19 protein-coding genes are annotated in these 26047 nt (G+C 40.6%); 13 read left to right on the top strand and 6 right to left on the bottom strand.

The annotated features are described in order from the left end of the window. Nucleotides 1-268 precede the first annotated feature (268 nt). Nucleotides 269-2914 carry a phosphoenolpyruvate carboxylase gene (ppc, locus tag PAARA_RS04915; RefSeq protein ID WP_062567947.1) on the top strand — a complete coding sequence of 882 codons (2646 nt, stop codon included), beginning with the start codon at nt 269-271 and terminating at the stop codon, nt 2912-2914. Here ppc and PAARA_RS04910 read toward each other — a convergent pair. Continuing rightward, nucleotides 2911-4959 (bottom strand): tetratricopeptide repeat-containing sensor histidine kinase, encoded by a 2049-nt coding sequence (locus PAARA_RS04910; protein ID WP_062567946.1) that lies wholly within the window; start codon nt 4957-4959, stop codon nt 2911-2913. The two genes, ppc and PAARA_RS04910, sit on opposite strands and share 4 nt — an antisense overlap. Before the next feature lie 339 nt (nt 4960-5298). Between PAARA_RS04910 and PAARA_RS04905 the strand changes: the two genes are divergently transcribed. Beyond that, a complete protein-coding gene (locus PAARA_RS04905; RefSeq protein ID WP_062567945.1) occupies nt 5299-5667 on the top strand; it encodes a hypothetical protein in 369 nt (122 codons plus the stop codon). 117 nt (nt 5668-5784) lie between these two features. After that, a complete protein-coding gene (gene cdd, locus PAARA_RS04900) occupies nt 5785-6714 on the top strand; it encodes a cytidine deaminase (protein WP_062567944.1) in 930 nt (309 codons plus the stop codon). Here cdd and udp read toward each other — a convergent pair. Then, nucleotides 6703-7458 carry a uridine phosphorylase gene (gene udp, locus PAARA_RS04895; RefSeq protein ID WP_062567943.1) on the bottom strand — a complete coding sequence of 252 codons (756 nt, stop codon included), beginning with the start codon at nt 7456-7458 and terminating at the stop codon, nt 6703-6705. The two genes, cdd and udp, sit on opposite strands and share 12 nt — an antisense overlap. A gap of 142 nt (nt 7459-7600) precedes the next feature. Here udp and PAARA_RS04890 point away from each other — a divergent pair, with 142 nt between their 5' ends. From PAARA_RS04890 to PAARA_RS04845, 10 genes are all read left to right on the top strand, one after another. Continuing rightward, the gene (locus tag PAARA_RS04890; RefSeq protein WP_062567942.1) at nt 7601-8380 is read left to right on the top strand and encodes a DUF2189 domain-containing protein; all 780 of its coding nucleotides are present in this window, start codon (nt 7601-7603) and stop codon (nt 8378-8380) included. A gap of 291 nt (nt 8381-8671) precedes the next feature. Next, on the top strand, nt 8672-9781 hold the full coding sequence (locus tag PAARA_RS04885; RefSeq protein WP_062567941.1) for an arginase family protein: 1110 nt from the start codon (nt 8672-8674) through the stop codon (nt 9779-9781). A gap of 129 nt (nt 9782-9910) precedes the next feature. Further along, nucleotides 9911-10609 carry a substrate-binding periplasmic protein gene (locus PAARA_RS04880; RefSeq protein WP_062567940.1) on the top strand — a complete coding sequence of 233 codons (699 nt, stop codon included), beginning with the start codon at nt 9911-9913 and terminating at the stop codon, nt 10607-10609. 190 nt (nt 10610-10799) lie between these two features. Continuing rightward, nucleotides 10800-12092 carry a polyamine export protein PaeA gene (gene paeA, locus PAARA_RS04875; RefSeq protein ID WP_062567939.1) on the top strand — a complete coding sequence of 431 codons (1293 nt, stop codon included), beginning with the start codon at nt 10800-10802 and terminating at the stop codon, nt 12090-12092. A gap of 78 nt (nt 12093-12170) precedes the next feature. Then, nucleotides 12171-13826: a type 1 glutamine amidotransferase family protein gene (locus PAARA_RS04870; RefSeq protein ID WP_062567938.1), complete on the top strand. Its 1656-nt coding sequence runs from the start codon at nt 12171-12173 to the stop codon at nt 13824-13826. A gap of 114 nt (nt 13827-13940) precedes the next feature. Next, nucleotides 13941-15029 (top strand): 6-phosphofructokinase, encoded by a 1089-nt coding sequence (locus PAARA_RS04865; protein ID WP_062567937.1) that lies wholly within the window; start codon nt 13941-13943, stop codon nt 15027-15029. Nucleotides 15030-15235: 206 nt separating this feature from the next. Further along, on the top strand, nt 15236-16399 hold the full coding sequence (locus PAARA_RS04860) for an efflux RND transporter periplasmic adaptor subunit (RefSeq protein WP_062567936.1): 1164 nt from the start codon (nt 15236-15238) through the stop codon (nt 16397-16399). 12 nt (nt 16400-16411) lie between these two features. Beyond that, nucleotides 16412-19543, top strand: a complete 3132-nt coding sequence (locus PAARA_RS04855) for an efflux RND transporter permease subunit (protein WP_062567935.1) — start codon at nt 16412-16414, stop codon at nt 19541-19543. Then, on the top strand, nt 19543-20946 hold the full coding sequence (locus tag PAARA_RS04850) for an efflux transporter outer membrane subunit (protein ID WP_062567934.1): 1404 nt from the start codon (nt 19543-19545) through the stop codon (nt 20944-20946). The genes PAARA_RS04855 and PAARA_RS04850 overlap by 1 nt, the downstream gene beginning before the upstream one ends. 128 nt (nt 20947-21074) lie before the next feature. After that, nucleotides 21075-21692 carry a TetR/AcrR family transcriptional regulator gene (locus PAARA_RS04845; RefSeq protein WP_062567933.1) on the top strand — a complete coding sequence of 206 codons (618 nt, stop codon included), beginning with the start codon at nt 21075-21077 and terminating at the stop codon, nt 21690-21692. Nucleotides 21693-21723: 31 nt separating this feature from the next. Here the strand turns inward: PAARA_RS04845 and PAARA_RS04840 are convergent, their stop codons facing one another. From PAARA_RS04840 to PAARA_RS04825, 4 genes are read right to left on the bottom strand one after another with little or no spacing between them, the layout of a single operon-like run. Next, complete coding sequence (locus tag PAARA_RS04840) at nt 21724-22824, bottom strand: HupE/UreJ family protein (RefSeq protein WP_062567932.1); 1101 nt, start codon at nt 22822-22824, stop codon at nt 21724-21726. A gap of 9 nt (nt 22825-22833) precedes the next feature. Further along, entirely contained in the window at nt 22834-23832 is a 999-nt protein-coding gene (locus tag PAARA_RS04835; RefSeq protein ID WP_062567931.1) for a tetratricopeptide repeat protein, read from the bottom strand. A 40-nt stretch (nt 23833-23872) separates the two neighbouring features. Then, nucleotides 23873-24385, bottom strand: a complete 513-nt coding sequence (locus PAARA_RS04830) for an Ig-like domain-containing protein (RefSeq protein ID WP_062567930.1) — start codon at nt 24383-24385, stop codon at nt 23873-23875. Nucleotides 24386-24395: 10 nt separating this feature from the next. Beyond that, nucleotides 24396-25988, bottom strand: coding sequence for a DUF4331 domain-containing protein (locus PAARA_RS04825; protein WP_062567929.1), 1593 nt, complete (start codon nt 25986-25988; stop codon nt 24396-24398). Nucleotides 25989-26047: the final 59 nt, after the last annotated feature.

The following is a 26047-nucleotide window of genomic DNA, read 5'->3' as shown; positions in this document are numbered from 1 at the left end:
CCATGGGGATTTTACCGCTTTAATTGGTAAGTCCATTTTACCAATTGGCTGTATTGTAAAGTGCAACACTTAACCAGACTGCGTATTTATTACACTTTTATGTTGAGATATTGGTTATTCTTTTTTACGAGTTTGTTAGAAAATTCGATCTATTAAATTAACGCTGACAATGATATTAATAAAAAGGATCAGTATTTAGCGGCATTTTTGCAAGCTTAAATACTGTGCAGTAAGTACTTTCAACTTAGTTAAAGAAAGGAGTATGAGAATGAGTGAACAATACGCTGCACTTCGCGGTAATGTTAGTATGCTTGGACAAATGCTGGGTCAAACTATTAAAGATGCTCAGGGTCAAGCCATTTTAGATAAGGTAGAAGAGATTCGCGCTTTATCTAAATCGTCACGTAGTGGTAACGAAGCTGATAGGCAAGCACTTATCGATGTACTACACGCTCTCACAGATGAAGAACTATTACCGGTTGCACGCTCATTTAATCATTTTTTGAATCTTGCTAATGTTGCTGAACAATTTCATACAGTATCGCGCTTTAATGATGTTGGTTTTTGCCAACTAAACCCTCTCACTCAAACATTAAAAGCGTTAGCATCAGCGGCAAAACAAGGGCAGGTTGACCCTAATAACCTTGCGCAAACTCTCTCAAAACTCCACATAAACCTTGTACTGACAGCTCACCCAACAGAAGTGACACGTCGTACTATGATCAATAAACACGTTGAATTAAGTGATTGCTTAGCCTCGCTTGAGCGCAAAGATAATTTACCAACCGAACGTGATGAGCTTTTAAATCGCATAGAGCAGCTAATAAGCCAAGCATGGCACACCGATGATATTCGTCGCTCACGGCCAACGCCAATTGATGAAGCTAAATGGGGTTTCGCAGTCATTGAAAATAGCCTTTGGCATGCTGTGCCGCGTTTTTTACGCGAGTTTAGCCAAGATGTTAAATCTCAACTAAATCTAGAACTACCCATTGATTATAGCCCCATTGAGTTTACTTCTTGGATGGGCGGTGACCGTGATGGTAACCCATTTGTAACCGCTGAAGTGACTCAGCAAGTGCTTGATCACGGCCGTTGGATGGCGCTTGATTTATATTCCCGTGACATTGAAACACTCAGTAATGAGCTATCCATGTCAGAAGCCAGTGATGAGCTAATAGCCCTTGCAGGGCAAGAGTTTGAACCTTACCGTGCTGTTCTTAAAAAGCTAAGAAATCAAATTGTCGAAACGGTTGCCCACTTGGGGGCAAAGATCAAACAAAAGCGCACTGATGCGCAAGACTTGATCACTGACATAGCACAAATTAAGCAACCGATAGATGTCTGTTATCGCTCATTGCTTAAAAACAACATGAAAGTTGTTGCCGATGGTCTGCTATTAGATGTTTTACGCCGTGTAAATAGCTTTGGCCTGCGACTCGCTAAGCTTGATGTTCGCCAAGATTCATCTCGTCATAGTGATGTGTTTTCTGAATTAACACGTTATTTAGGTTTAGGTGATTATCATCAGTGGCAAGAAGATGACAAACAAGCGTTCTTACTTGCAGAGCTTAACTCTCGCAGGCCGCTCATTCCAAAACATTGGCAACCAAGTCCTGAAGTGAAAGAGGTTCTTGATACCTTTGATGTTATTGCAGCTCAGGACTCACAGACATTTGGTCTTTATATAATCTCAATGGCACGAACGGCATCCGATGTCTTAGCCGTACAACTCTTGCTTAAAGAGAGCGGCTGTACGTTTAATTTGCCTGTTGCCCCACTTTTTGAAACGCTTGATGACTTAAATGCAGGTAAAGATGTAATTGAATGCCTGCTAGATAACACGTGGTATCGTGGTCATATTAAAAATCAGCAAAATGTCATGATAGGTTATTCTGACTCAGCAAAAGATGCGGGTATGATGGCCGCAGGCTGGGCACAATATGAAGCAATGGATAAGCTCGTTCAATTAGCAGAGCAACGCGGTATTGAGCTTGTTTTATTTCATGGTCGTGGTGGTACTGTTGGCCGTGGTGGTGCACCTGCTGCACAAGCATTGCGTTCACAACCTCCAGGTTCTTTAAAAGGGGGGTTGCGGGTAACTGAGCAAGGGGAGATGATCCGCTTTAAGTTTGGTTTACCAGCTGTTGCACTACAAAGCTTAAACATTTATGCTGGTGCAGTGCTTGAAAGTAACTTATTGCCACCACCAGAGCCTAAAAGCGAGTGGCGTGATGTTATGAAGCTTATCAGTAATGAGTCATGTGAGCATTACCGTGCAGTTGTCCGCCATGATGAAAACTTTGTACCTTACTTTAGAATGGCAACCCCAGAGCAGGAGCTATCGAAATTGCCGCTTGGCTCACGTCCTGCGAAGCGAAATCCTAATGGTGGCGTGGAAAGCTTACGTGCAATTCCGTGGATATTTGCTTGGAGTCAAAACCGCTTGATGCTGCCTGCATGGCTTGGGGCATTAACAGGGCTTAAGGCTGCGCTTGATAAGTATGGGATTGAAACACTCCACGAAATGAGCTTACAGTGGCCTTTCTTTCGTGCTCGTTTAGAGATGCTTGAAATGGTATTCAGTAAAGCTGATAGTTGGCTGAGTGCGCATTACGACGATGCATTAGTCACTGAGCAATATCGACCTCTTGGCGTAAAACTGCGCCAAGAGTTAAGCGAAGCGATTGAACTTGTACAGTCACTCAGCCCACAAAAAAGCTTACTGGCAGATCAACCTTGGATTAAAGAGTCAATTGCGCTTCGTAATCCGTATACCGATCCGCTTAACTTATTACAAGTTGAGTTGTTGCGCCGCTCACGACAAGCTGATGAAAGCTCTGAGGGTGATATCGACAATGCCTTGATGATCACCATGACAGGAATCGCTGCGGGTATGCGTAATACTGGCTAATCAAATGCCTCTTGATTGTTTGTAACTAAACGAACATCTAGAGGCAGAGTAATAATAAACCGTGCGCCGTGTTCACATGACTCGGCGCATATCTCACCTTTTAAGTTATATTGAACAGCGTTGAATACCACATTCAAGCCTAAACCTAAGTGTTGCTCACCTAAGTTTGTGGTGTAAAAAGGTGTAAAAATCTCTGACAAAATTTCATCTTTAATGCCCATGCCATTATCTTGATAGATAATATCGACGTAGTCTCCATGCTCAACAAGATGCATATTAACACTGCCGTTGTCTTGGTTTTTAAAGCCATGTTCATAACTGTTTATTACCAAAGTTTTAAGTACGTCTGTAATGATAGAGGGGTGCGAAACAATGGATACTTTGCTACCTGTAACAGTGTATGAGATTTGCTTACCTAAATAATTGTCTAAAAAGGAGAGTTGTTGCTTCAAATAATCAGGCAATGAAATTTCAACGGGTGGTTTATCAAGAGCAATCGACACATTGAGTGCTTTAAACTCTTCGACGATACTTGCTAGACGATTAATATTACTTATGACCAATTCTTTCGCACTGGCAGTGTTAGTAATGAATTGATGAAAACACTTGCTGGTCAGCTGCTGAGCTTTGAACTTTTCTGAGATTGATAATAAATATTCATCTATTAAAGAACTGGCAGTGACAATTGTGCCGATAGGCGTGTTTAATTGGTGCGCCATACCTGAAACCAACGCTGTCAGAGACGCTATTTTTTCAATTTCGATTAAGTGCTTTTGGGTATCATGAAGTTGTTTGAGTGCATTGGCTAGCTTTTTATTTTTATTATCAATACTATGAATTGCAGCAAAAGAGCCAAATAAGATAACAATAAGGCATATCGATATAGCGATTGTCAGCTCTTTAAACGCTTTTGCTTTAGTTGCCTTGATTTGCTCCGCTTTGGTGAGTTCTGAAATTCTTACCTCTTTGGCTGCTAAGTCAGCTTCGGCGAGTGCTTTAGCAATATTTACACTGGCTTGGCGTGTTAATACGGCAGTATTAATTTCATTATATTGTTTGTAACTAGATAACGCGTTTTCCAAGTTGCCTTGTTTTTCATACAACTGAGAAGAAAACTTAGTAATATCTAATTCGGTTTTGAAATCGACATACTTATAGTTTTTTGAGCTCACTGATGTAAGTAATTCAATGGCCTTTTCCGTATTATTTTGAGCGTTATAAGTGGCAGCTAAACACAAAATAGCATCCATGTATTCGTTATCGATTTTTTCTCTATTAATTAACTCGATAGCCTGAATAAGTATGGCCTCGGACTCTGATAATCGATTAGTTAAGCGAAGCACTTTTCCTTTTAGCACTAAACTTGTAGCTAAATGATTTGTAAAATTGTGTCGCTTTTGCAGGGTAATGGCTTGATCTAATATATTTAGCGCTTCGGAATAGTTTTTAAGGCCTATGAGAGAGGCTGCTATATTATTTGTCGCAAACGATTGATTGAGGTGTTGATTGTTGGCTTGCGCATAGTGCTTATAATTCTCAAAGGTTGTTAATGCTTCATCGAAACGTTCTAATTTTAAGTAGATGCTAGCAATGTTGTTTTCTGTTTGATAAACAAGGCGTTCATCCCTAGATTTAGCAAATGGCATAGCATCTCGATAGTAACTCAATGCCTCGTTGTATAATCCTAAACGTGCATAAATGCCACCGGATATATTGAAATAACCATACATTAAGCTCTTTTCATCAGAATGAGAAACCATACTTTTATATTCAACGATTGTCTCCATTGCCTGCTCTAATTCGTCATTTTCGAGCAGAAACCAAGCTTTGTAGTTGGTTACCATAATACTTTGTTCGAGCGTAAAGGCTTTATTAGTCAGCAGAAAATAGACTCGTTCAAGACCCTCTGATGGAGAGCGAGCATAGGCTTGGCGGATAGATTCCCGTAATTGAAGAAACTCTTCTTTAGACACTGTCTTTGCTTGAACCGTACTTAAGTTACCAATGAAAAGTAAGCAAATAAAAAATAAGATCCAAGCTCTCATTACACATTAATCCGTTTAATTATAAAAAACCAAAGCAACAAGCGAGGGGGGTTGATGCACAGCCTAAGTTGAGGTGAGTACTTTAAATTGTATTTAGACTGAGCGTTATCTGAAAAAGCTTATTCTTATCTGGGAAAATCCTTAGTTGCAATAAAAGTAAGTTAACTGTTAAAAGCCGTTACAAATGGCCTAACACTAGGTAGCTCTAAAGTATGGTTTTTGTTTCTGGTCAGACCTATTTAGGGTTAGGCTATTGACTCGTTAAAAGATAACACTAGAATGGCTCGGCTTTTGCCCCCATTGCTTAAGCCTTTTATAGTTTTTTTCCCGAGTTAGTTTATGTCGAACGTGTCTACTTGTATCACTTATGATACAACAACGTCATTGGTAATGATGACGTTAAGAGGGACTGCAAGTGCACAGGATGTGATTAATTTTTACCAGATAGCTCATCAATACTCATTATTATATGGGTCAGATAAAATCTTAATTGATGTGTCAGAGTTAACCCATAATTTTGCTCCTGCTGAGTTATTCAATATTATGCCAGTGATTGCTCATTCATTAAAAAAAGCCTGTGTAGCAATCGTAGTTAGTTTTGATGGTTTTATGCATGATTTGTTTGTTCAAAAAGCGAAACGTTATAACTTACATGCCGAAAACTTTGAATGTTTTCAAAAGGCTAAAACTTGGCTGGTCGCGCAATAAATTAACTTTAATCACTGAGATATGAGGCTTGTTTTAGTTTTAGAATGACAATGAAAACCTAGTATTTCATGATGTAAACTTTTACACTGTATAGCCAATTAATAAATATAATTTGTTATGACATCAAGTAATAGAGAACATAGTCAAACAGAGCAAACGCAAGCGGTATTTAGCTTTACCGAACAACAACAAGATACACTTTTTACTGAACTTAAAACGAAGCGCGGTATTTTATCTCACAGTGACATATTGCAGCTTTGCAATGAGCACCAAGTTAGCGAATTAGAGCTTTTAAAAGCCTGCGTGCCAGTCGCTAGCCTATTTTCTGTTGCACCTATCTCTAAATTTTATGTAGGCGCAGTAGCCCTTGGAATAACAGAACAAGGTGACAGGCAATTTTATTTTGGCGCAAACGTCGAGTTTTCACATCAAGCGCTCAGCTTGGTTGTTCACGCAGAACAATCGGCGATAAATAATGCTTGGTTAAATGGTGCGTCACGTATAGTAAAAATAGCGATAAGTGACGCTCCATGCGGTTATTGTCGTCAGTTTATGAATGAGTTAAACACCGCAGACTCCCTTGACATTCATCTTCCAGAGCGTGATTTTACCCTACGCGAACTACTCCCAAATGCATTTGGCCCAAAAGATTTAGGTAACAAAGTAAGCTTATTATCTAGCGCGAGCCAAGCGGTTAACTTTATTGATGTAGATAACATTGACCAAAAATTAGTTATGACAGCATCAAATTCTTATGTGCCTTATACAAGCAATTACAGTGCTGTGAAGATCGCTACCTATGAACATGGAGATTTTTATGGTGGGTATGCGGAGAATGCAGCATATAGTCCAAGCCTGTCACCTTTGCAAAGTGCATTAAGCCAACTGTATCTGGCTGGAGTCGCGTTTACTGGTGAAAATGTGGAATCGATTAGTTTGCTCGAAACACAAGGTGCAGAGAACCAATTAGAGGTGACGAAAAGCGTGCTGGCAAGTTTTGACTTCTCACCAGCATTTGAACATATTACTGTTGCTTTATCCGAGTAATTGTTTTGCAGCTTCAATAACTACGGCGACTGATTTTCTTTCAATCTCGCCGTGGTCTACATTAGGAATTTCCTGTTTAGTGCGGTTAACAAGCACCCCAGCTACACAAGCCGCACGTAACCCTAAAGCAGCGCACATAGTGAATAAGGTCGCTGATTCCATTTCATAGTTCATTACCCCCAGCTTTTGCCATTCTTCACAACTACCTTGAAAAGCGCGAGGCACATAACCCGAATGGGTATCATAGCGTTCTTGCCCTGGGTAAAAGGTGTCACTAGACGCAGTTATGCCAATGTGGAATTGAATACCTAACTCATTACAGGCATTGACCATTGCTTGTGTGGCAAAAAAGTCGGATGCAGCGGGGTAGCTAAGAGGAGCAAAATGCTGGCTTGCTCCATCCAAGCGAACTGACGCTTGACTAATTAAAATATCACCTTCATTGATATGCGGTTGAATAGCGCCAGTCGTACCAATTCGTAAAAAGGTATTAATACCAAGTTGTGCGAGTTCTTCAACGGCTATTGATGTAGATGGACCACCAATACCAGTAGAACAAACAACTATATTGTGACCATTTAAGACACCACGGTAGACATGAAATTCACGGGTTTTTGCAAGACATTCAGGATCATCTAAAAGAGAAGAAATACGTGCAGAACGATCTGGATCCCCAGGCACAATTGCAAGAGTTGCACCTTTTAAGTCGTCACGTGTTAGTCCTAAGTGAAATACCTTTTCCATTTTTGAACCTTATTTTTAGCTAAAGCGTAATACTTTATATATCTGCTGCGAATGTACAGGACAGATGTCCTGCAGTGCGATTGTTGCAAGAATCGAGCAGATAACCTAAACCTTAATAGATAATGATAAATGAGGATATACTATGCCTGCTTCATCTTCTATGAGTAAACATCAACAATTTGCTCGTTGTTTACAAAGCACTCAAATTTCTGCGATGGCCCCCTTTCACTGGTTGGCGTTGGCGTTTAAAGACATCGCAAATGCACCGATACTCAGTTTAGTCTATGGGTTAGTTTTTACCCTGATACCTGCTGCGATTATGTTTTTTGTATACAGGTTCGACACGCATTTGGTTATTTTACCTGCCGTGGTTGGTTTTGCATTAGTGGGGCCTGCATTTGCTGCTGGGCTGTATGACGTTGCGTGGGAGCTAGAAAAAGGCCATAAACCGACACTACTACACAGCGTAAAGTCGATGTTTAGGAACCCTGCTGGGGAGTGGGGGTTTGCCGTTTTACTCATGGTGATCATGATAGTGTGGATGCGATTGGCAGCGCTTATTCATGCTTTATACCCTAATGTGGTTAATCCAAGCTTTGAACAGTTATCAGCTTTTTTAACATTGGGTAGTATTGTCGGTGGAATACTCCTAGTCACTGTTTTCGCCATTTCAGCATTCGCGCCTCAAATAATGATGGAGCGTCGGGTAGATATCATGACTGCAGTTATTTCCTCTATTAGTGCAGTAAAAAATAACGTGGGCGCCATGATTGTCTGGGCTGCATTAATTTTGTGTTTAGTGTTCGTTGGTTTTATAACGGGCACGGCTGGTTTTATTGTAATCATGCCACTACTTAGTTATGCAAGCTGGCACGCCTACATTGCCGTCATCAAAACCAAAAAGCCGAGAGGCTACGAATAATGAGTATTCACTCTGATTGAATATTAATTTAACGCAGCAACTTGACAGGTTGCTGCAAAGTTTGACTTTAAAATTCCCCATGTTATATCTGCCAAAAGCAAGGTGCTTATGCTCGAGATAAGCCACCAAAATCCTTCTGTTTTGAAAAAGAACTTCAATTATATCAATTGTTTGTTTTTTCAAGTTTTATTATCTTTTACCTTTGATTGAGTTGAACATAGTTAAAAGTAAAAAAGAGTGTAATTTTTTAAATTACGCATGAATATGCAGATACTTACCAGCGGAGTGAAAATGAGTAACACACAAAAAGCGTTCCATGAAAAATTAAGCCAGTGCTTATGCCCACCAGGTGATGGTGTTTTTACAGTTAATACGGCAAAGGAACGAAAAGATGCATTACGTACCAAGCTTTATGGGCAAACTGATAACGTTGATGTGCTTTGGAAAGAGTCACTTGAAACACTGGCTGATTCTGAGCACAAAGCCGTTATTTTGGGTATTAGCTCTGATTGTGGTGGTGGTATTTTACGAGGCGCTAACTGGGGCCCGTTATTTTTACGTTCAACCTTAATCGATCAACAGCCACAAGCACGTGCTTTTGATCTTGGTGATGTACGTGTTATCCCTCATTTACTGCACGATAAATATTTAAACGATGCGACAATCACTAACTGTCAAAAGGCGCTATACGCAGACGAAAACAGTGAATACCACGTATCACCTTTGTCGATTACAGAAGATGTGTGTGATGGTTTTTACGCTAACTACCCAGACAAAGGAATTTTCGGTATTGGCGGTGACCATTCAATCAGTTACCCATTAACAAAAGCATATTTAAAAGCAAAACGTGATGCAGGTAAGCGCACGGCAATTATTCACTTTGATGCACATACTGACTTATTAGTTGAACGCTTAGGTATTGATTTATGTTTTGGCTCATGGTGTACGCATATTCTTGAGTATTTACCTTCACCGCGTAATTTAATTCAGTTTGGTATTCGTTCGAGTGGTAAACCGAAAGAGCATTGGGAATCAACGTTTGGTGTTAAACAGCATTGGGCTCATGAAATCTTAGAACGTGGCGCGCAAGCTGTCGCAGAGGAAGTAATTGCACAACTTAAAGCCGATAATATTGATGAGCTGTATGTTAGCTTTGATATTGACGCATTAGATGAAAGCTTTGCATCAGCGACCGGCACGCCAGAAGCGGGTGGATTAACGCCGCAGCATGCACTTGATATCTTAGTTGCTATTGCTGATGAGTTTCCGATAACGGGGGCAGATATGATGGAAATAGCGCCATTCACAGATAGCTCTTTAATTGGTCAAACAAGTTCTGAGACGACGCTTCGTGAAGGGGCAAAGATCTCAGCTTTCTTAATTAACGCCATAAATAAGTAACTGGTTTAGGTGAAAGGCTTACTTTGGCCTTTCACCTATCATTGGGTACTTTAAATTTTATTTCCAAATCTTACACTTCAGACTATATTTATATAAAAAATAATTATAACTTTTTGGTATAGTCTATTTATGCTCAAACCTATTATTCTATCACTTGCTTTGCTGTTGCAACCTTGCTTTGCAGCAATCACCGTTGTGACAGAAAATCTTCCTAGTTTTCAGTATCAGAATGCGCAAGGTGTTCTTGTAGGTACTGTGGTCGAAGAAGTAACTACCGCTTTAAAGAAAAGTGGTGTTGAGTATACCTTATCAGTAAATGCATGGCCCATATCATATAATGCCGCATTACGAGATGAAAAAACGTGTATATTCTCCATTGCTAGATTACCAAGTAGAGAGGATAAGTTTAGCTGGATTGCAAAGCTAGGTAATTTCACCGCTTCTTTTTATAGTTTTAAGTCGCAACAGGTTCAAATTGAAAACCTAGAGCAAGCAAAAAAATATCGAATAGCCGTCTTAAAAGACAACTACAGCCACGTATATTTGTCTGAACATGGTTTTAATGAACAAAATCAGCTGATTTTGCTAGATAGCTTTGAGAACATTTATGATGTTCTCAAAAGCCGCCGCTCTAGCATTGATATGGTTGTACTTAGCGATGAACAATTTAATTATGAGCTTAAAAAAGATAAAACCCTCTCATTGCTAAAAGCTATTTATAAAATTCCTGCCGATTATCAAGATTTGTACTTTGCTTGTAATAAAAATCTTGAGAGCACCACCTTAGAAAAATTAACTCACGCCTTTTCATCGAACCAAGCAAAATAGGCTTGTTGATTATAGTAAACTAGCTATAATCAGCTGCTTTTTGAACAATTTTGCTAACCCAAATAACCGATTTTCTAGTGTTAAACATTTTAAATGTAGGCCAGTTTAATCAGGTTACTCAGCGCCAAAACGTGCGAAAAGTATTATGCATTGAAAAGTTCAATGCGCCTGTTTTTTTAGGAGTTTTAAAATGAGTGATCTGCTCGTTATTGTTTTCTTAATTTTCATAAGTGCATTATTTGCGATGAGCGAAATTGCCATTGCAGCTTCACGGAAAATTAAATTACGAGTCATGGTTGATGAAGGGAATAACAAAGCCCAAGCGGTTCTCGCTTTACAGGAAAACCCAGGGGCATTTTTTGCAATGATTCAAATTTCTTTGAACGCGATTGCAATTCTTGGTGGTATTGTCGGTGAGCAGGCATTGTCACCTTATATTGAGCAAATCCTTGTGATGATTTACCAAGGTCCTTTGCTTAGTCAAATTAGTTTTTTGATTTCGTTTTTAAGTATTACTTCTTTATTTATTTTATTTGCTGATTTATTACCAAAACGTTTAGCGATGATTATGCCTGAAGCTGTCGCTGTCAGAGTCGTGTCAATTATGCGTTGGGTCACATTTGCTTTAACGCCGTTTGTTATGTTTTTTAATGGTACAACGAATGCGATTTTGCGTGCTTTTAAGGTGCCTGCTGAACGTGAGGATATTGTTACTACCGAAGATATTGTTGCGATGATGGAAGCGGGTGCTGAATATGGCAGTCTTCAGCAACAAGAATATCAATTGATTGGTAATGTGTTTGATTTAGAAGCGCGCTTTTTATCCAGTGTGATGACACCAAGGGATCAGATTGTTTATTTTGATGTTAGGGCAGATGCACAAGAGGTGGCAACAAAAATTATTGAGCATCCACATAATCACTTTTTAGTCTGTGACGGTAGTTTAGATAAATTAATTGGCTCTGTTGAGTCCAAAGATATCCTTCGTAAAGTGCTCAAAGGGCAAAACGCTGAAATTGACAGCGAACTTATTACCCGTGATGTCTTCTACTTACCAGAAACCTTGAGCCTTTCAGAAGCACTTAATACCTTTAAAAAAGCAGCAGAACCATTTGCGGTTGTAGTAAATGAGTATGCGTTAATGGTGGGGATTGTCACTGTTAAAGATTTAATGAGAGGGTTTATGGGCGACTTGATCACTCACCAAGGTGAAGAGTTGATTATTAAACGTGATAATTCCTCTTGGCTGGTGGATGGCCTTACACCCGTAGTTGAACTCGCTAAGGTTCTTGAGATTGAAGAGTTTCCTGAGCAATCTCATTATGAAACCGTCGCAGGATTTTTGATTTACACTATGAAACGTTTACCTAAGCGGGCAGAGTTTATCAATTTTGCCGGATACAAGTTTGAGATAGTTGACGTCGAAGGTGTGAAAATCGAACAGTTAATTGTTTCTCGAGTGACTGAAAGTGAAGGCGCGTAAGCGCCTTCGTCATTATTTTAAGTGCAATGAAAAATCTGTATACTGCGGCTTAGCTCCTTTAATACTAAAAGATTTTTTATGTTTCTTTTTAAAACCTTATCTCGTATTTTTCTGACTACATTCATAGCTTGTTTATCGATTTCAAGTTTTGCACAATCATCAAAAAATCAAACCTTAGTAATGGTTGGTGGTGCCCTTAACGTATGCAGTAGTGTCAATGCTCATCACTGTACCAATCAAAACGAGCTACAAGGTAAACAAGCTGCTCAATTTAAGATCACAGAGCGTGCTTTAACAGAATTAAAAAACGCATGGCCGAGTGCTAACGAATCACACCGTAAACGAGTAATACAGGTACTCAGCAAGTTGGCTAAAAGTCATTCAGAGTCAGTGACTAAGTCAGCTTTGTTATGGACGTGGCGTGATATTGACAATGAAAGCTTGAGTGAGCTTGATAGCCATGAGTTTAATTTTATATTGGATATGCTCGAAGTCGCTGTTCTCGATTCTAATGGGAATAGACTAAAAGAGCAGGTTTTTAATGATCTTAACCTAGAAAAGGCGAACTCAGATATTGTTGATTTTGTTGGAGCAAGTATAAAAGTCTCAAGCCAAACACCTAAAGTGCTTGTTGTTACAGCATCAAGTCGTGACCCATATGCTGCAGCAGATTTTTACCAGTCGCTTTTTGAAAATAAGGGAATTAAAACAGAGTGGCTTGCTTTAACATCAGCCTCAGCGTTTGCTATGACACATAATCAATGCGCTGATTTAAAAAATATACGTCAAGCAAAAATGCATGTTTATAATCGTGAACAAGTCTACACAGATAGGGTGTTAGCTGAACAAGCTTTGTGTGATGCTGGCATTAAAACTGTACGGGAAAAAATCCAGTCGGCAACGGCGGTGATCTTTAACGATGAACAGCAAACAAACCTGCAACAAGTTTTGTTCGATAACAACGGCAAGAAACTACCTTGGTTTGATGATTTGCAATCTCGTCCAGTGATTATGTCAACTGGAGTAAGTAGTTTATTACAAGCAGGTGGTCAGAATGCATTCGGTTCTGTGCCTAGCATAATTAGTGGTGACGGTATTACTTCTCTGAGAAACAAGCCCATACAGCAAGAATGTACGGGCTGTGTGAGCGAGCAAGCAACAGGTGAACTTATTTACTCGTCTACTGGTGGACTCGGAACATTCAATTACGGCCCTGTTGATAGTCAATTTAGTGAAAATAATCGTATGCCCAGGTTAATCAGCATTTTAAATGCAACAGGCCAGCGAAATGGCTTTGGAATTGATGAAGCAACCGCTCTTGTTATGATCCATTCAACTGATACTCGTTTAATGACCGTTATTGGTCGAAGTGGTGTAACGCATATACAGTCACAGGGTGAAAATAAAGGTCTCATAGACTATTGGCCAACGGGGGCTGTCATCGATATTAAGGGCAATGAATTTACTTTATCAAAAAGCTCTACAGATAAGGCGTTAGCTACAATCAAAATTCCACCATTACCCATGCAGCGATTTGGAAATATTTTTGAAGCTGAAAAATTGCGTTCTTTATTGCAAGCTATTTGCTTAACACAAGAAAAGCAAGCGGTAGCGCAACAAGACGAGTTTTTACTTGCTTTTAATGCAGATAAAAACACTGAGTATCATCGTCTTAATAATTCACAAACAGGCTGTGCTGTAAGCAACCTGGCATTCTCTATTGAGACCTTTTAGTTATTAAAACTTAATGCCTGTATAGATTTTGTTATTGAGTTGATTTAGGTCATACGCTTTTCTTACCAAAATAAGCTAACCTGTAAAAAGTGCCTTAGCATCAGTGGAAAATGTATGAAAAAATTACTGCTATTAACAAGTGGAGGGGATTGCCCTGGTCTCAATGGGGTGATCCGAGCGGTTGTCAAAGCCGCTGAACATGATGGTAACTGGCAGGTATATGGTAGCCGAAGAGCTTACTGCGGTGTATTAGAAACACCGAACGACATTGTCCACCTTACAAACGAGCTGACTGCAGGCATTCATGTGCGTGGTGGAACAATATTGGAAACGGTGAACAAGGGCAACCCCATTGCCTTTCCAGTAAATGTTGACGGTAAACACCTACTTGTTGACCGTTCTAAGGAGTTAATTGAGAAGCTAGCAGAGCTTGGTTTTGATGCGGTTATCAATATTGGTGGTGACGGTTCTCATAAAGTCTCTCAGCACTTGTTTGAACATGGTTTAAATATCGTAGGCGTACCAAAAACCATTGATAATGATTTATATGGTACTGATTATACAATAGGTTTTCAAACTGCCGTCGACACCGCCACAGAAGCGATAGATCGCTTAATACCAACAGCGCAGAGCCATAACCGAGTGATTATTACTGAAGTAATGGGTCGCGACGCTGGTTGGATTTGTTTGCATTCAGCGATAGCTGCTGGTGCAGAAGTGGCGCTTATTCCAGAAATTCCTTACGATATTGAGTCGATAAAAGCCAAACTAACATCACGTTTTAATAAAGGGCATGGGTTTGCCAATATCGTTATTTCAGAAGGGGCAAAGTCCCTTGCTGGTAATGTTGTTTGTAAACAATCAAATGAATTTGGCTATGAAAATCCAGTGCTTGGTGGCATTGCTGAGCAGCTTGCTTCACAAATAAGAGACGGGCTTGACCTTGATGTCAGAGTAACCGTGTTAGGTCATATTCAACGCGGCGGTACACCTAATGCGTTTGATAGGGTGTTAGCAGCAGAGTTTGGTGTGCAGGCATTCGAGCTAGTTAAACAGGGGCGATTCGGTTTTATCCCTGTTAGTAAAGAGGGTGAAATTAAACCAATTAGTTTAAAACAAGCAACTTCAGAATATCGTGTTATTCCTTCAGGACATTCGTTAATAACAAGTGCTCGCGCTATGGGCATTTGCTTAGGCGATTAGTCAATGACTCCTAACTGATAGTTTTAAAACGGTTTTGTAATCAAAATTATCAGTTATCACTGAAAATCTGTGAATAGAAATTATTTATTGCACAAAAAACATGCTCTAAGGCAAGTTTTTTATTTAATGTAAATTAGTTTAAAGACGCTTGATCTGCGTGCTTTTTTGTTTAGAATGATCGTTCACTCTAAACTAAGGACTTAAACATGCAGCGCTCTCGCATTCCATTCTTTGCAGTGTCAGCTCTCGCTGGTGCTGTTTTTTTATCAGGCTGCGGCCAATCAGAACAGGCTCAAGGGCAGACTCAGGCAGCTCAAGCGGTTCCTGTTGGTGTAATTGAGATGCAAAGCAAACCACTTACACTTACAAAAGAACTTCCTGGTCGCGTATCAGCGTCTCGTATCGCTGAAATAAGACCGCAAGTGAACGGAATTATACAATCGCGTTTATTTGTAGAAGGTGCTGAGGTTAAAAAAGGCCAAGCGCTTTATCAAATTGACCCATCGACGTTTGAAGCGCAAGTAGCAACAAGTAAAGCGGCAATCACAAAAGCAGAAGCAAGTATTGCAAATGCAAAAGCTAAATCAGAGCGTTATAAAGAACTGTTAAATATAAAAGCAGTGAGTCAACAAGATTATGACGAAGCTGATGCGGCATACAAAGGCGCTAAAGCAGATTTGTTAACCGCTCAAGCACAGTTAAAAACTGCAGAAATTAATTTGAACTACAGCAAAGTGTTAGCACCTATTAGTGGTCAAATTGGTAAGTCAGATGTTACAGCGGGGGCACTTGTCAGTGCTAATCAAGCATCGGCATTAGCGACAATTACACAACTTGATCCTATTTTTGTAGATTTAACGCAATCAAGCAGTGAATTAACCCGTCTTAAAAAAGCAATTGCAACAGGTGAGCTTGATAAAGATGCTGCACAGCATTCTAAAGTTGAGCTAAAAATGGAAGACGGCACCACTTATGCTCATAAAGGGACACTTAAGTTCTCTGAAGTGACTGTTGACCCAAGCACAGGCTCTGTCACTCTTCGTGCTGAATTTCCTAATCCTGAAAAATTGTTATTACCAGGGATGTATGTACGTGCTGTTGTTGTTGAAGGTGTTAAGAACGACGCGATCCTCGCTCCACAACGTGGTGTAAGCCGTAATACGAAAGGTGAGCCAACTGCGATGGTGGTAAGTAAAGATAACAAAGTTGAGCCTCGTATTTTAAAAACAGACCGTACAGTCGGTGCTAACTGGTTAGTGACTGAGGGTCTACAAAGCGGCGATAAGCTGATTGTTGAAGGTCTTCAGAAAATTAGACCTGGTGCACCTGTTAATCCTATGCCTGCTGAGTCAGTTGCAAATAGCCAGTAACGGAGAAACTTAATGTCACGATTTTTTATTGATCGGCCCATATTTGCTTGGGTACTTGCCATTGTAGTGATGCTGGCAGGTATTCTAGCAATTAGAAGTTTGCCGGTTGCACAGTATCCATCAATTGCGCCACCAGCAATCAGTATTCAAGCCAATTACCCAGGTGCGTCGGCCCGTACATTAGAAGATACGGTTACCCAGGTTATTGAACAAAAGATGAAGGGTCTTGATGGCTTGTTATATATGTCGTCTACCTCAGAATCGAATGGTTCAGCGACATTAACATTGACTTTTAGTGCTGATACGGACCCTGATATAGCGCAAGTTCAAGTGCAAAATAAGTTGTCACTTGCAACACCATTACTTCCGCAAGAGGTGCAGCGTCAAGGTGTCTCTGTTGCTAAGTCTGCTAGAAACTTTTTAATGGTAGTGGGCTTTGTATCCGAAGATGGCAGCATGAATAATATTGATATCGGTGATTATGTTTCATCGAATGTACTTGATATTATTTCCCGTGTGAACGGCGTTGGTGAAGTTCAGCTTTTTGGTTCACAATATGCCATGCGAATTTGGTTAGACCCATCAAAACTGCAAAAATACGCACTAACACCAGCGGATATAAGTGCTGCGATTAGTGCTCAAAACGCGCAGGTTTCAGCAGGTCAGCTCGGTGCGCTGCCTGCAGTTGATGGTCAGCAATTGAATGCCACAGTAACCGCACAAAGCCGCTTACAAACACCAGAACAATTTAGAAATATCTTTGTAAAAACGAATGCGGATGGTTCGGTTGTTCGCTTAAGCGATGTTGCAGAAGTGGAACTTGGTGGTGAAAACTATGGGGTGGTTGCGCGCTTTAACGGTAAACCAGCCTCTGGTTTAGGCGTTAAACTTGCCAGCGGGGCAAATGCACTTGATACTGCCGATGGTGTAAAAGCAGCACTTGCTGAGCTTGAGCCATTTTTCCCTGAAGGGCTAACAACCGTTGTTCCTTACGACACAACTCCGTTCGTATCATTATCAATTGAAAAAGTAGTCAGTACACTAATTGAAGCCGTTGTATTGGTATTCTTAGTGATGTACTTATTCCTGCAGAATTTTAGAGCCACACTTATTCCAACTATAGCAGTGCCTGTTGTATTACTAGGGACCTTTGCGATTTTGCAGGTGTTTGGTTATTCAATTAACACATTAACCATGTTTGCAATGGTACTGGCAATCGGCTTGCTTGTTGATGATGCCATCGTTGTTGTTGAGAACGTGGAACGTGTAATGACCGAAGAGAACTTATCTCCACTGGAAGCAACACGTAAATCGATGGACGAGATTAAAGGTGCGCTTGTCGGTATAGCTATGGTGCTTTCAGCGGTGTTCGTTCCGATGGCATTCTTTGCGGGCTCTACAGGCGTTATTTATCGTCAATTCTCGATCACCCTTGTAACAGCTATGAGTTTATCGGTATTGGTGGCGTTAATTTTAACACCTGCTTTATGTGCAACTATGTTAAAGCCTAGCCATGTTCATAATGATAAATCACTTTTTGGCCGCTTCTTCTTAGGATTTAACCGAGGCTTCGATAAAACCAATAATGGTGCGCAAAGCTTTGTGTCACGCATGATCAAGCACAGTAAACGTTACTTACTTTGTTATGGTTTGATTGTTGGCGGCATGGTATTTATTTTCTCGCAATTGCCATCTGCTTTCTTGCCAGATGAAGACCAAGGGATTTTATTTAACCAAGTCAGCTTACCTGCAGGTTCAACAACAGAACAAACGTTAAAAGTTGTTGAAAAGATGGAGCGTCACTTTTTAGAGGACCAATCTGAAGCTGTGCGCTCTATCTTTACAGTAACAGGCTTTAGTTTTGCAGGTTCAGGGCAAAATGCTGCCATTGGCTTCGTTGGCTTAAAACATTGGGATGAACGTCAACGTGACGATCTATCTGTTGGTGCTGTCGCTGGTAAAGCAATGGGCTTTTTCTCAACCATTAAAGAAGCTTTTGTATTTGCTTTTCCACCTCCAGCTGTTGTTGAGCTAGGCACGGCAAATGGTTTTACTTTATTCCTACAAGATCGTGTTGGTTTGGGGCATGACAAGTTACTTGAAGCGCGCAATATGTTCCTTGGTATGGCGGCTCAAAACCCTGTGCTTTCAGGTGTACGTCCAAATGGTCAAGAAGATAAGCCAGAGCTTGAACTTGATATTGATTTGGCTAAAGCTGAGGCACTGGGTTTAACACAAGCTGATATAAATAATACGCTATCAACCGCTTGGGGTAGTAGTTATGTAAATGACTTTATTGACCGTGGTCGCGTTAAGAAAGTGTATCTGCAAGGTATCCCTGAATCACGTATGGTTCCAGAAGATTTAGATGAATGGTATGTGCGTAACTCAGCAGGTGATATGGTGCCATTTACTGCATTTGCACGTTCATTCTGGACGTATGGCTCACCGCGACTAGAGCGTTATAATGGTTTTTCAGCTATGGAAATCCAAGGGGCAGCTGCGCCAGGTTATAGTACTGGTCAAGCAATGATTGAAGTGGAAAAAATTGTTAAGAAATTACCGCCAGGTGTTGCCTTTGAATGGACCGGCATTTCTTATGAAGAGCGCCTAAGCGGTGGTCAAGCTCCATTATTGTATGCACTTTCATTATTAGTTGTATTCCTGTGTCTTGCCGCATTATACGAAAGCTGGTCTGTGCCTGCTGCGGTAATGTTAATTGTACCGCTGGGGGTATTTGGTGCAGGAGTTGCGTCATTTGTATTTAATTTATCGAATGATATTTATCTACAAGTAGGTCTATTAACCACCATAGGTTTAGCATCCAAAAATGCCATTCTTATTGTTGAATTTGCTATTCATAAAATGGATGAAGGGATGAAGTTAGTTGATGCGGCTGTGGCAGCTATCCGTCTACGTTTACGGCCAATCTTTATGACGTCAATGGCGTTTGTATGTGGTGTATTACCTCTTGCAATAGCCTCAAGTGCAGGCTCTGGTGCTCAAAATGCACTCGGTATTGCGGTTATTGGCGGTACGCTTGCATCATCAAGTATTGTGGTGTTGTTTGTGCCGTTATTCTTTGTATTGGTACGTCGTATCTTCCCTGGTAAGCATAAAGCGACAAATGAGGAGCAAGTATAATGACCCTTAAACTCGTTTCTGTTTCTGTGGCAGCTTTGTTACTGTCTGCTTGTAATATGGCGCCAGATCTTGAACAACGTGAATTACCCGTTGCACAAAACTATGATGTAGAGGGTGGAGAAGGCGATATAAACGCGCTGCATTGGCAAACCTTCTTTAGTAATGACCAATTACAACAGTTAATTCAACTCACGCTTGAAAATAACAAAGACATACAAACTGCTGCACTCAATGTGCAGCAGGTGAGAGCTATGTATCAAATCGAGGATTCAAATTTGTATCCAAGCATCGATTTAAATGCATCAGGCACACGTCAGCGTTTACCTGCAGATTTATCTAACACAGGGCAAGCAACAATCACAGAGCAATACTCTGCAACGGTTGGCTTAACGGCTTACGAGCTTGACCTGTGGGGGAAAGTACGCAATCAGTCTGAGCAGGCACTGCAAAACTTATACTCAGCAGAGTATAGCTTGACCAGTGTTCGCATCAGCTTGATATCTGAACTGGTTAATGCATGGCTAAACTACGCAACCGATAAAGCATTACTTGCGCTTGCTAACGATACGCTTAAATCACAACAAGAGTCATTAGAGTTAACACGAAAGACCTTTGCATTGGGTGCTGCCTCACAGTTAACGCTATCTCAGTTAGAAAGTACAGTAGCAACAGCAAAGGTGGATATTGCAAATTATCAACGCCTACTTAAACGTGATAAAAATGCCTTAGACTTTTTAGTGGGTAAAACGGTGAGTGCTGATTTATTGCCTTCGCAAAGTATTGATACCGTGCTTAACATGCCTGAGGTGCCCGTTGGTTTACCGTCTGAGTTATTAACCCAGCGTCCTGATATAAGAGCTGCTGAACATGACCTACTTGCTGCAAATGCAAATATTGGTGTTGCGAAAGCGGCTTTTTATCCAAGCATTAGTTTAACAGCCAATGCTGGAACCGCTTCTGCTGATCTTGATAATTTGTTTGATTCAGGCTCAGGCACATGGAGCTTTGTACCTTCGATTAACTTACCTATTTTTAATATGGGACGTAATCAGGCTAACTTAGATGTGGCCAAAGCACAGCAAGAAGCTGCGCTAACAAGTTATGAGCAAACAATCCAGCAAGCGTTTAAAGAAGTGTCTGATGCACTTGCAGACCGTCAAGGTTATAAACAACAGCTTGATGCTTTAAATGATCTTTATCATAGCAATGAGGTATCTTTTACCTTGTCGGATGCACGTTTCCAAAAAGGTGCAGATAGTTATTTGCAAGTGCTAGATGCACAACGTAATTGGTATAGTGCAGGGCAGCAGTTAATTTTAGGTAAGCAAGCGTATCTTGCCAGCCAAATTAACCTATACAAAGCTCTTGGTGGTGGCTGGAGTGCTCAACACGTTGCGCAATAAACTACCAATTGCATAATTTATTTAAGGACTTGCATGATCTTAGTTGTTTTATCACAAAGCAATGATTAAGATCATGTAAACCTTATTTAAGTTATAGTTAACCCACGTCACATTACCTCGGAGACAAAATGACGCAAAAAACCAAAAGACACAACGACCCTGCGCTTGCTGAGGCCAGACGGAATCAAGTGCTTTGTGCGGCTGCTGATTGTTTCCGACGCAAAGGTTACCATGGTGCGGGTATGGCAGAAATTTCTAAAACTGCGGGTATGAGTGCTGGCCATATCTACAATTACTTTGCGAGTAAAGAAGCTATTATTGAATCTATTGTCGAGCGCGATATGGAAGAGATGTTCTCTATCTTTAAAGAGTTTGCTAATAAACCCGGTGACCGTGTTACGGTGCTACTCGATGGCCTAGAGCGAGGAGTTGAACGTCATACTGATTTAAACCAAGGTGCGCTTGATCTTGAAATGTTGGCTGAAGCTGCACGCAATGAAAAAGTGGCTAACTTACTGAGAGAGTCCGATAGCCATGCTCGTGATTCTATGCGTGAGTTACTGATTGGTGAAAGAGGCCCCTTGCAGGATACAGAGCTGTCTGAGGTAAATGCACGTATTGAAGTGATGTTTTCAGTGATGGGCGGGTTATTGCTCAGAAAGATGCTCAACCCTTCCCTTGATACTCAGCAGTTAATGAAGGCACTAAAACCCGCCATGAGGACTTTGCTAGTCCCTTTTGAGTAATATCAAATAGAGGCGTGATACGCCTCTATTTTTAAAATCGTTCTATTGACCATTGTAATGCGATAAGAGCAATCGCAACGGACCCTACTGGCATGACCCATTTTTTGTACCAATCATAATTTCGCATAGCAATAAGTAACGGTAAGCAAACAGCTAAAATTGCAAGCTGACCTAGCTCTACACCTAGATTAAATGCAAGTATGCTCATCAATTGGTAATTAGAAGATAAACCAAGCTCACCTAGTACGCTCGCAAAGCCCATTCCATGCAAAAGACCAAATGCAAAGGTTACCCATCCTAAGCGAACAATTAGTGGCCAAATATTATTAAGCGCAGCAAATAGCACTGAAATTGCAATTCCCAGTTCAACCCAACGGCTATTAGGCGATACCAGTTCCAATGCAGTAGCTGTCAATGTGATTGAGTGTGCAAGTGTAAAAGCGGTGATGATCCACGCTGTATCCACGGCTATTTTCTTTTTAGAGTTAATCCCTTGCCAACGCTTATCATTTCTAACGAGAACGCACGTTAATAATAGAGCCACAAGGAATAAAATATGGTCCACACCCATCCAAATATGTAAAATACCCTGATAGACATATTCGATGAATGTGTCGCTGTAACTCGATTTACTGAAATTAATGACTTGCGATTGTTTGTTCTGACTAAACACTCTGCTTGAATTAGCAACAGCTGCAATCGCTTTATGATTTGAGTCTATATCAAATAGCGCGGTGTATTTTAGGGTAATTGCGGCAGACGCGCTTGGGCAAACTATCTGAACAGGGACATCAATGTATGATTGATTAAAGTGAGAGTCTACTTTTAATTCTCCATTGTAAGATAACAAGCAAGGCTCTGCAGATTGCACTGTAGATAAGTGTTTACTTAGATAAAAGATAATTGCCGATTGTTTGGTTTTAATTTCTTGCCATGTAATCACGTTATCTTGGTTTAAATCAAAGGGGATTTTTTGTTCTAAATCACCAACGGCAACCTGCCAAGAGCCCGATAATTTTAACTGCTCGGTCGAATCAGCTTCAAGATTCAAATAGGCTGTACTTAATTGGTGTGCTTTTAACGTAAAGCTACAAGCAAAAAGCATTAAAGCAATTAAAAGTGACTGTTTCATTGTAATTCCCTAGTTGTGCTTGGTCGCTAATTCGAGCAGGCGTTTATCGCTCTCTAACTTAGCATGCTGCCAGTTAATGTTTGCCCAATAAGTAGCTTTTGTAGGATCATGATTTATCATTAAATAATACCAAGCAAGGTCACTGGCATGATAGGTGTCTTGTCTCAATTCTCGTAGTGTTACTCGCTTTTTCAGCAGTGTTTGCCACTTACTTGATTGGCTGTCTTCTTTATTTAGTTCTGCTTGTGCTAAGCGAAGTAATAAAGCATCTTCTAGATTGCTTTCATCTGCTGTAAGTTTTGAAAGTGTCACGAGCACTTTTTCGTTATTACCAAGCGCTAATTGCGCATTTGCCCACAACACAACTAAGCTGACAGGTGCTTTGGCCAGATCAACTTCATTTAAATATTGTAAGGTTTGTTCTGGCATGTTTAATCGATAAGCCATTTCTGCAAGAACATGGCGTGTATTCATGCTTATGTTTCGTTTTTTGATAATTTTTTTTAAGCCGTCATAGCTTTTTGCCAAATCACCCATTTGGCTTTTAACATCAAGAGAGCAGGTTGAAATTGTCTCAATACTGGCTTTACCCACCAGCGATAAGCAACTTGAATTTGCAGCTGCAAATTGGCCTTGTACTTTAAGAATATTTGCTTTTAGTAAAATTGAATTCACATGGCTAGGGTCGTTTTTTAATAAATCATTCAATACCGCCAAAGCAAGTTCGAAATTGTGCTCGCGTTGCAGCAGGCGTGCATAATAGTAGTGGATATCAGGGTCATCCGTTTGACGAATTTTTTCTGATAAGTAATTTTTTAACAGGCCTTGGTTTGATTCTGTTCTACCAGCCCATTGATTCTGCTCAAATAACGTTGCCAATTCGTATTTCGATAATGTGGCAGGTAAAGGACTTCTTGAACTTGCTATTATATCTTCGTCGTTCGGTATATATGGCTCTGCTTGCAATAGCGTTGTTGTAAATAGTAGGAAGAAAGAAAATAATTTCATGATTTATCCTTATAAAGGCCATCCGTGGCCAAGTTTGCAATTAGTTTCCACTGACCAGATCATCAAAGTTTGCCTCTGCGCCTGTATTTGTAAATACACGACCGTTTAAGCTCAATGGTTTATCTGATGCACTCTGACTAAATGCAGCACGGCCAATTGTTGCGAAGTCAACTTGCAACGCCTCAATGGTGATACTCACAGTGGCTGTTGCTTGACTGTTTTTACTATCAGTCACAGCAAAATCAAAACTGTCAGAGCCTGTTGTTTCTGGATTTGGCGTGTATGTATAACTGCCATCAGCATTAACAACAACATCACCTAAGCTCGGTTCAGACACTAAACTGTAAGTAAGTGCATCGCCGTCAGGGTCAGACCCTTTTAGCATATCTTCAATAGCAACTTCTGTTTGTGTTGTTACCATTGCATCAATTGCACTGGGAGCATTGTTTACAGGTGTCGGTTTCATTTTGTCATCATTATCACTACCGCCACAGCCTGCGAGTACGCCTGCAAAAATGCTAAGGAGTAAGGTAGAACGATTGAATTTACACATAATTGCCTCCTTACTTAGACCCAGCAATTGGCGTTGCAAGATAAGGGAAACTAGCATCCATCATACTTGCATCCAATGGGGCACCATCTGTGAATGGAACAGTACCGACACTGGCATCATCTGATGTACATAAGCCTAAGTCTGTGTCGGTGCCGTTGACAGGGATTGGATAACACAAACGACCCATTACAACACGAAGCGCAATATCAACAACATCATCACCCGGACGACGGCCGTTAGGGAAGCCAGCTAAATCATCACCTGCTACGCCAAATGCAGATTGTTCTGACTGCGCTGTTGCTGCAATGGCGGTATTTAAACGTAGCATTTCTGATGGTGTTACAGTTGCAAGCTGGTTTACACCTGGGAAGCCAGTTAAAAACGCAGTTAGCAAGTCAACACGAGGGAAGTTGGTTGGTGCAAGGGTTTCGATATTCGTACCTAAGGTAGTATTTACAGCATCTTTAAATAAGATGTTAAGTAGCTCGGGTAGTGAAGGGTGTGTTACATAATCAGCGAACTGACCATCATCAGCAGGAGCAGATGTAGAGAAAGTGTCTTTATCCTTAAGGCCAATGACAAGCTCGTTTACAAGTGGGTTACCAAGGCGAGACACTTGTGTTAAGGCACCCCCGTTCACAGCATTTTTAGCAAATGAAGCATTCGGGTTTAGAATACGTGCTTGAGGTAAACTTGCCGTTGTCCAGCTACCAATTGTGCCGTTACCTTCACCAGTGACACAAGCTTTGGGTACTTCAACTGCAATTGCAGTGACATTTTTCATTGCTAAATCATCATTGTCTGCAGATTGTGTAATACCTCCAGGAAAGCCATTACCGTCACCTGCTCCAGGGGCACTGTCGCCTTCAACTGGCACATAATTAACTAGGTCAAAGGTTTTACCAAGGTTAACAACAAATGGGTCTTTACGCTGGCCTACAAATACTTTACCCATACCGCTGCAGCCTGGAATCGCAACAGTGTAGATATACTGGTTTGCATACTCTTTATAAGCAGACATCGATGAGAATGTTTTGTTACCGATGTAATCAAGCGGTTTGTAAAACTCATTACTGCTGTTCATGGTATTGGTCAGCATTGCTTTAGTGCCGGTACGTTGTGGGCCTGAAATAACACTAACAGTATATGCTTCACTAAAATTTACTGCAGCGTCATTTCCAGCTGCGACACCACCTACGTTTTTAAGAGGTACTGCCACGGTTCTTTGGTTGCCTTCTGGTCCCACAGTGAGTGCAACTCCCATATTGTCATTAGGGAGCATGCTTTTGAAATTAAAAGCAAAAGTAATATCTTCAATGGCATCACCGTCATTATCGATATGAATACTGTAAGTTGCATCAGGATCCATAGCGAAATAATTTGGGCCGCCATATGCATCCTGAAGTGGGATGTAGTTAGCGATAAAGGTGACATAGTCGCCACGACCTTCTTCGTAGCTATTAAACGCGTAAAAGTCAGTTGAATCTAATGTCGGGAAGCGCGCGATGTTTGGCGCTTCACGGTGACTTGAAGCTTCAGTTGGAGAGCTGAATAGGGTACTACATACTACAATTGCAATAAGAGATGGAGTTACGTTCTTCATGACTTTATCCTTAGTTTTTTAAATTAAGTCATAGTGAATACGTATTGGTAATTTAACTG

Source organism: Pseudoalteromonas arabiensis, from assembly GCF_001550155.1.
GTDB lineage: Bacteria > Pseudomonadota > Gammaproteobacteria > Enterobacterales > Alteromonadaceae > Pseudoalteromonas > Pseudoalteromonas arabiensis.
The sequence above is the reverse complement of the archived record's forward strand: the minus strand, read 5'-3'. Positions and strand labels throughout refer to the sequence as shown.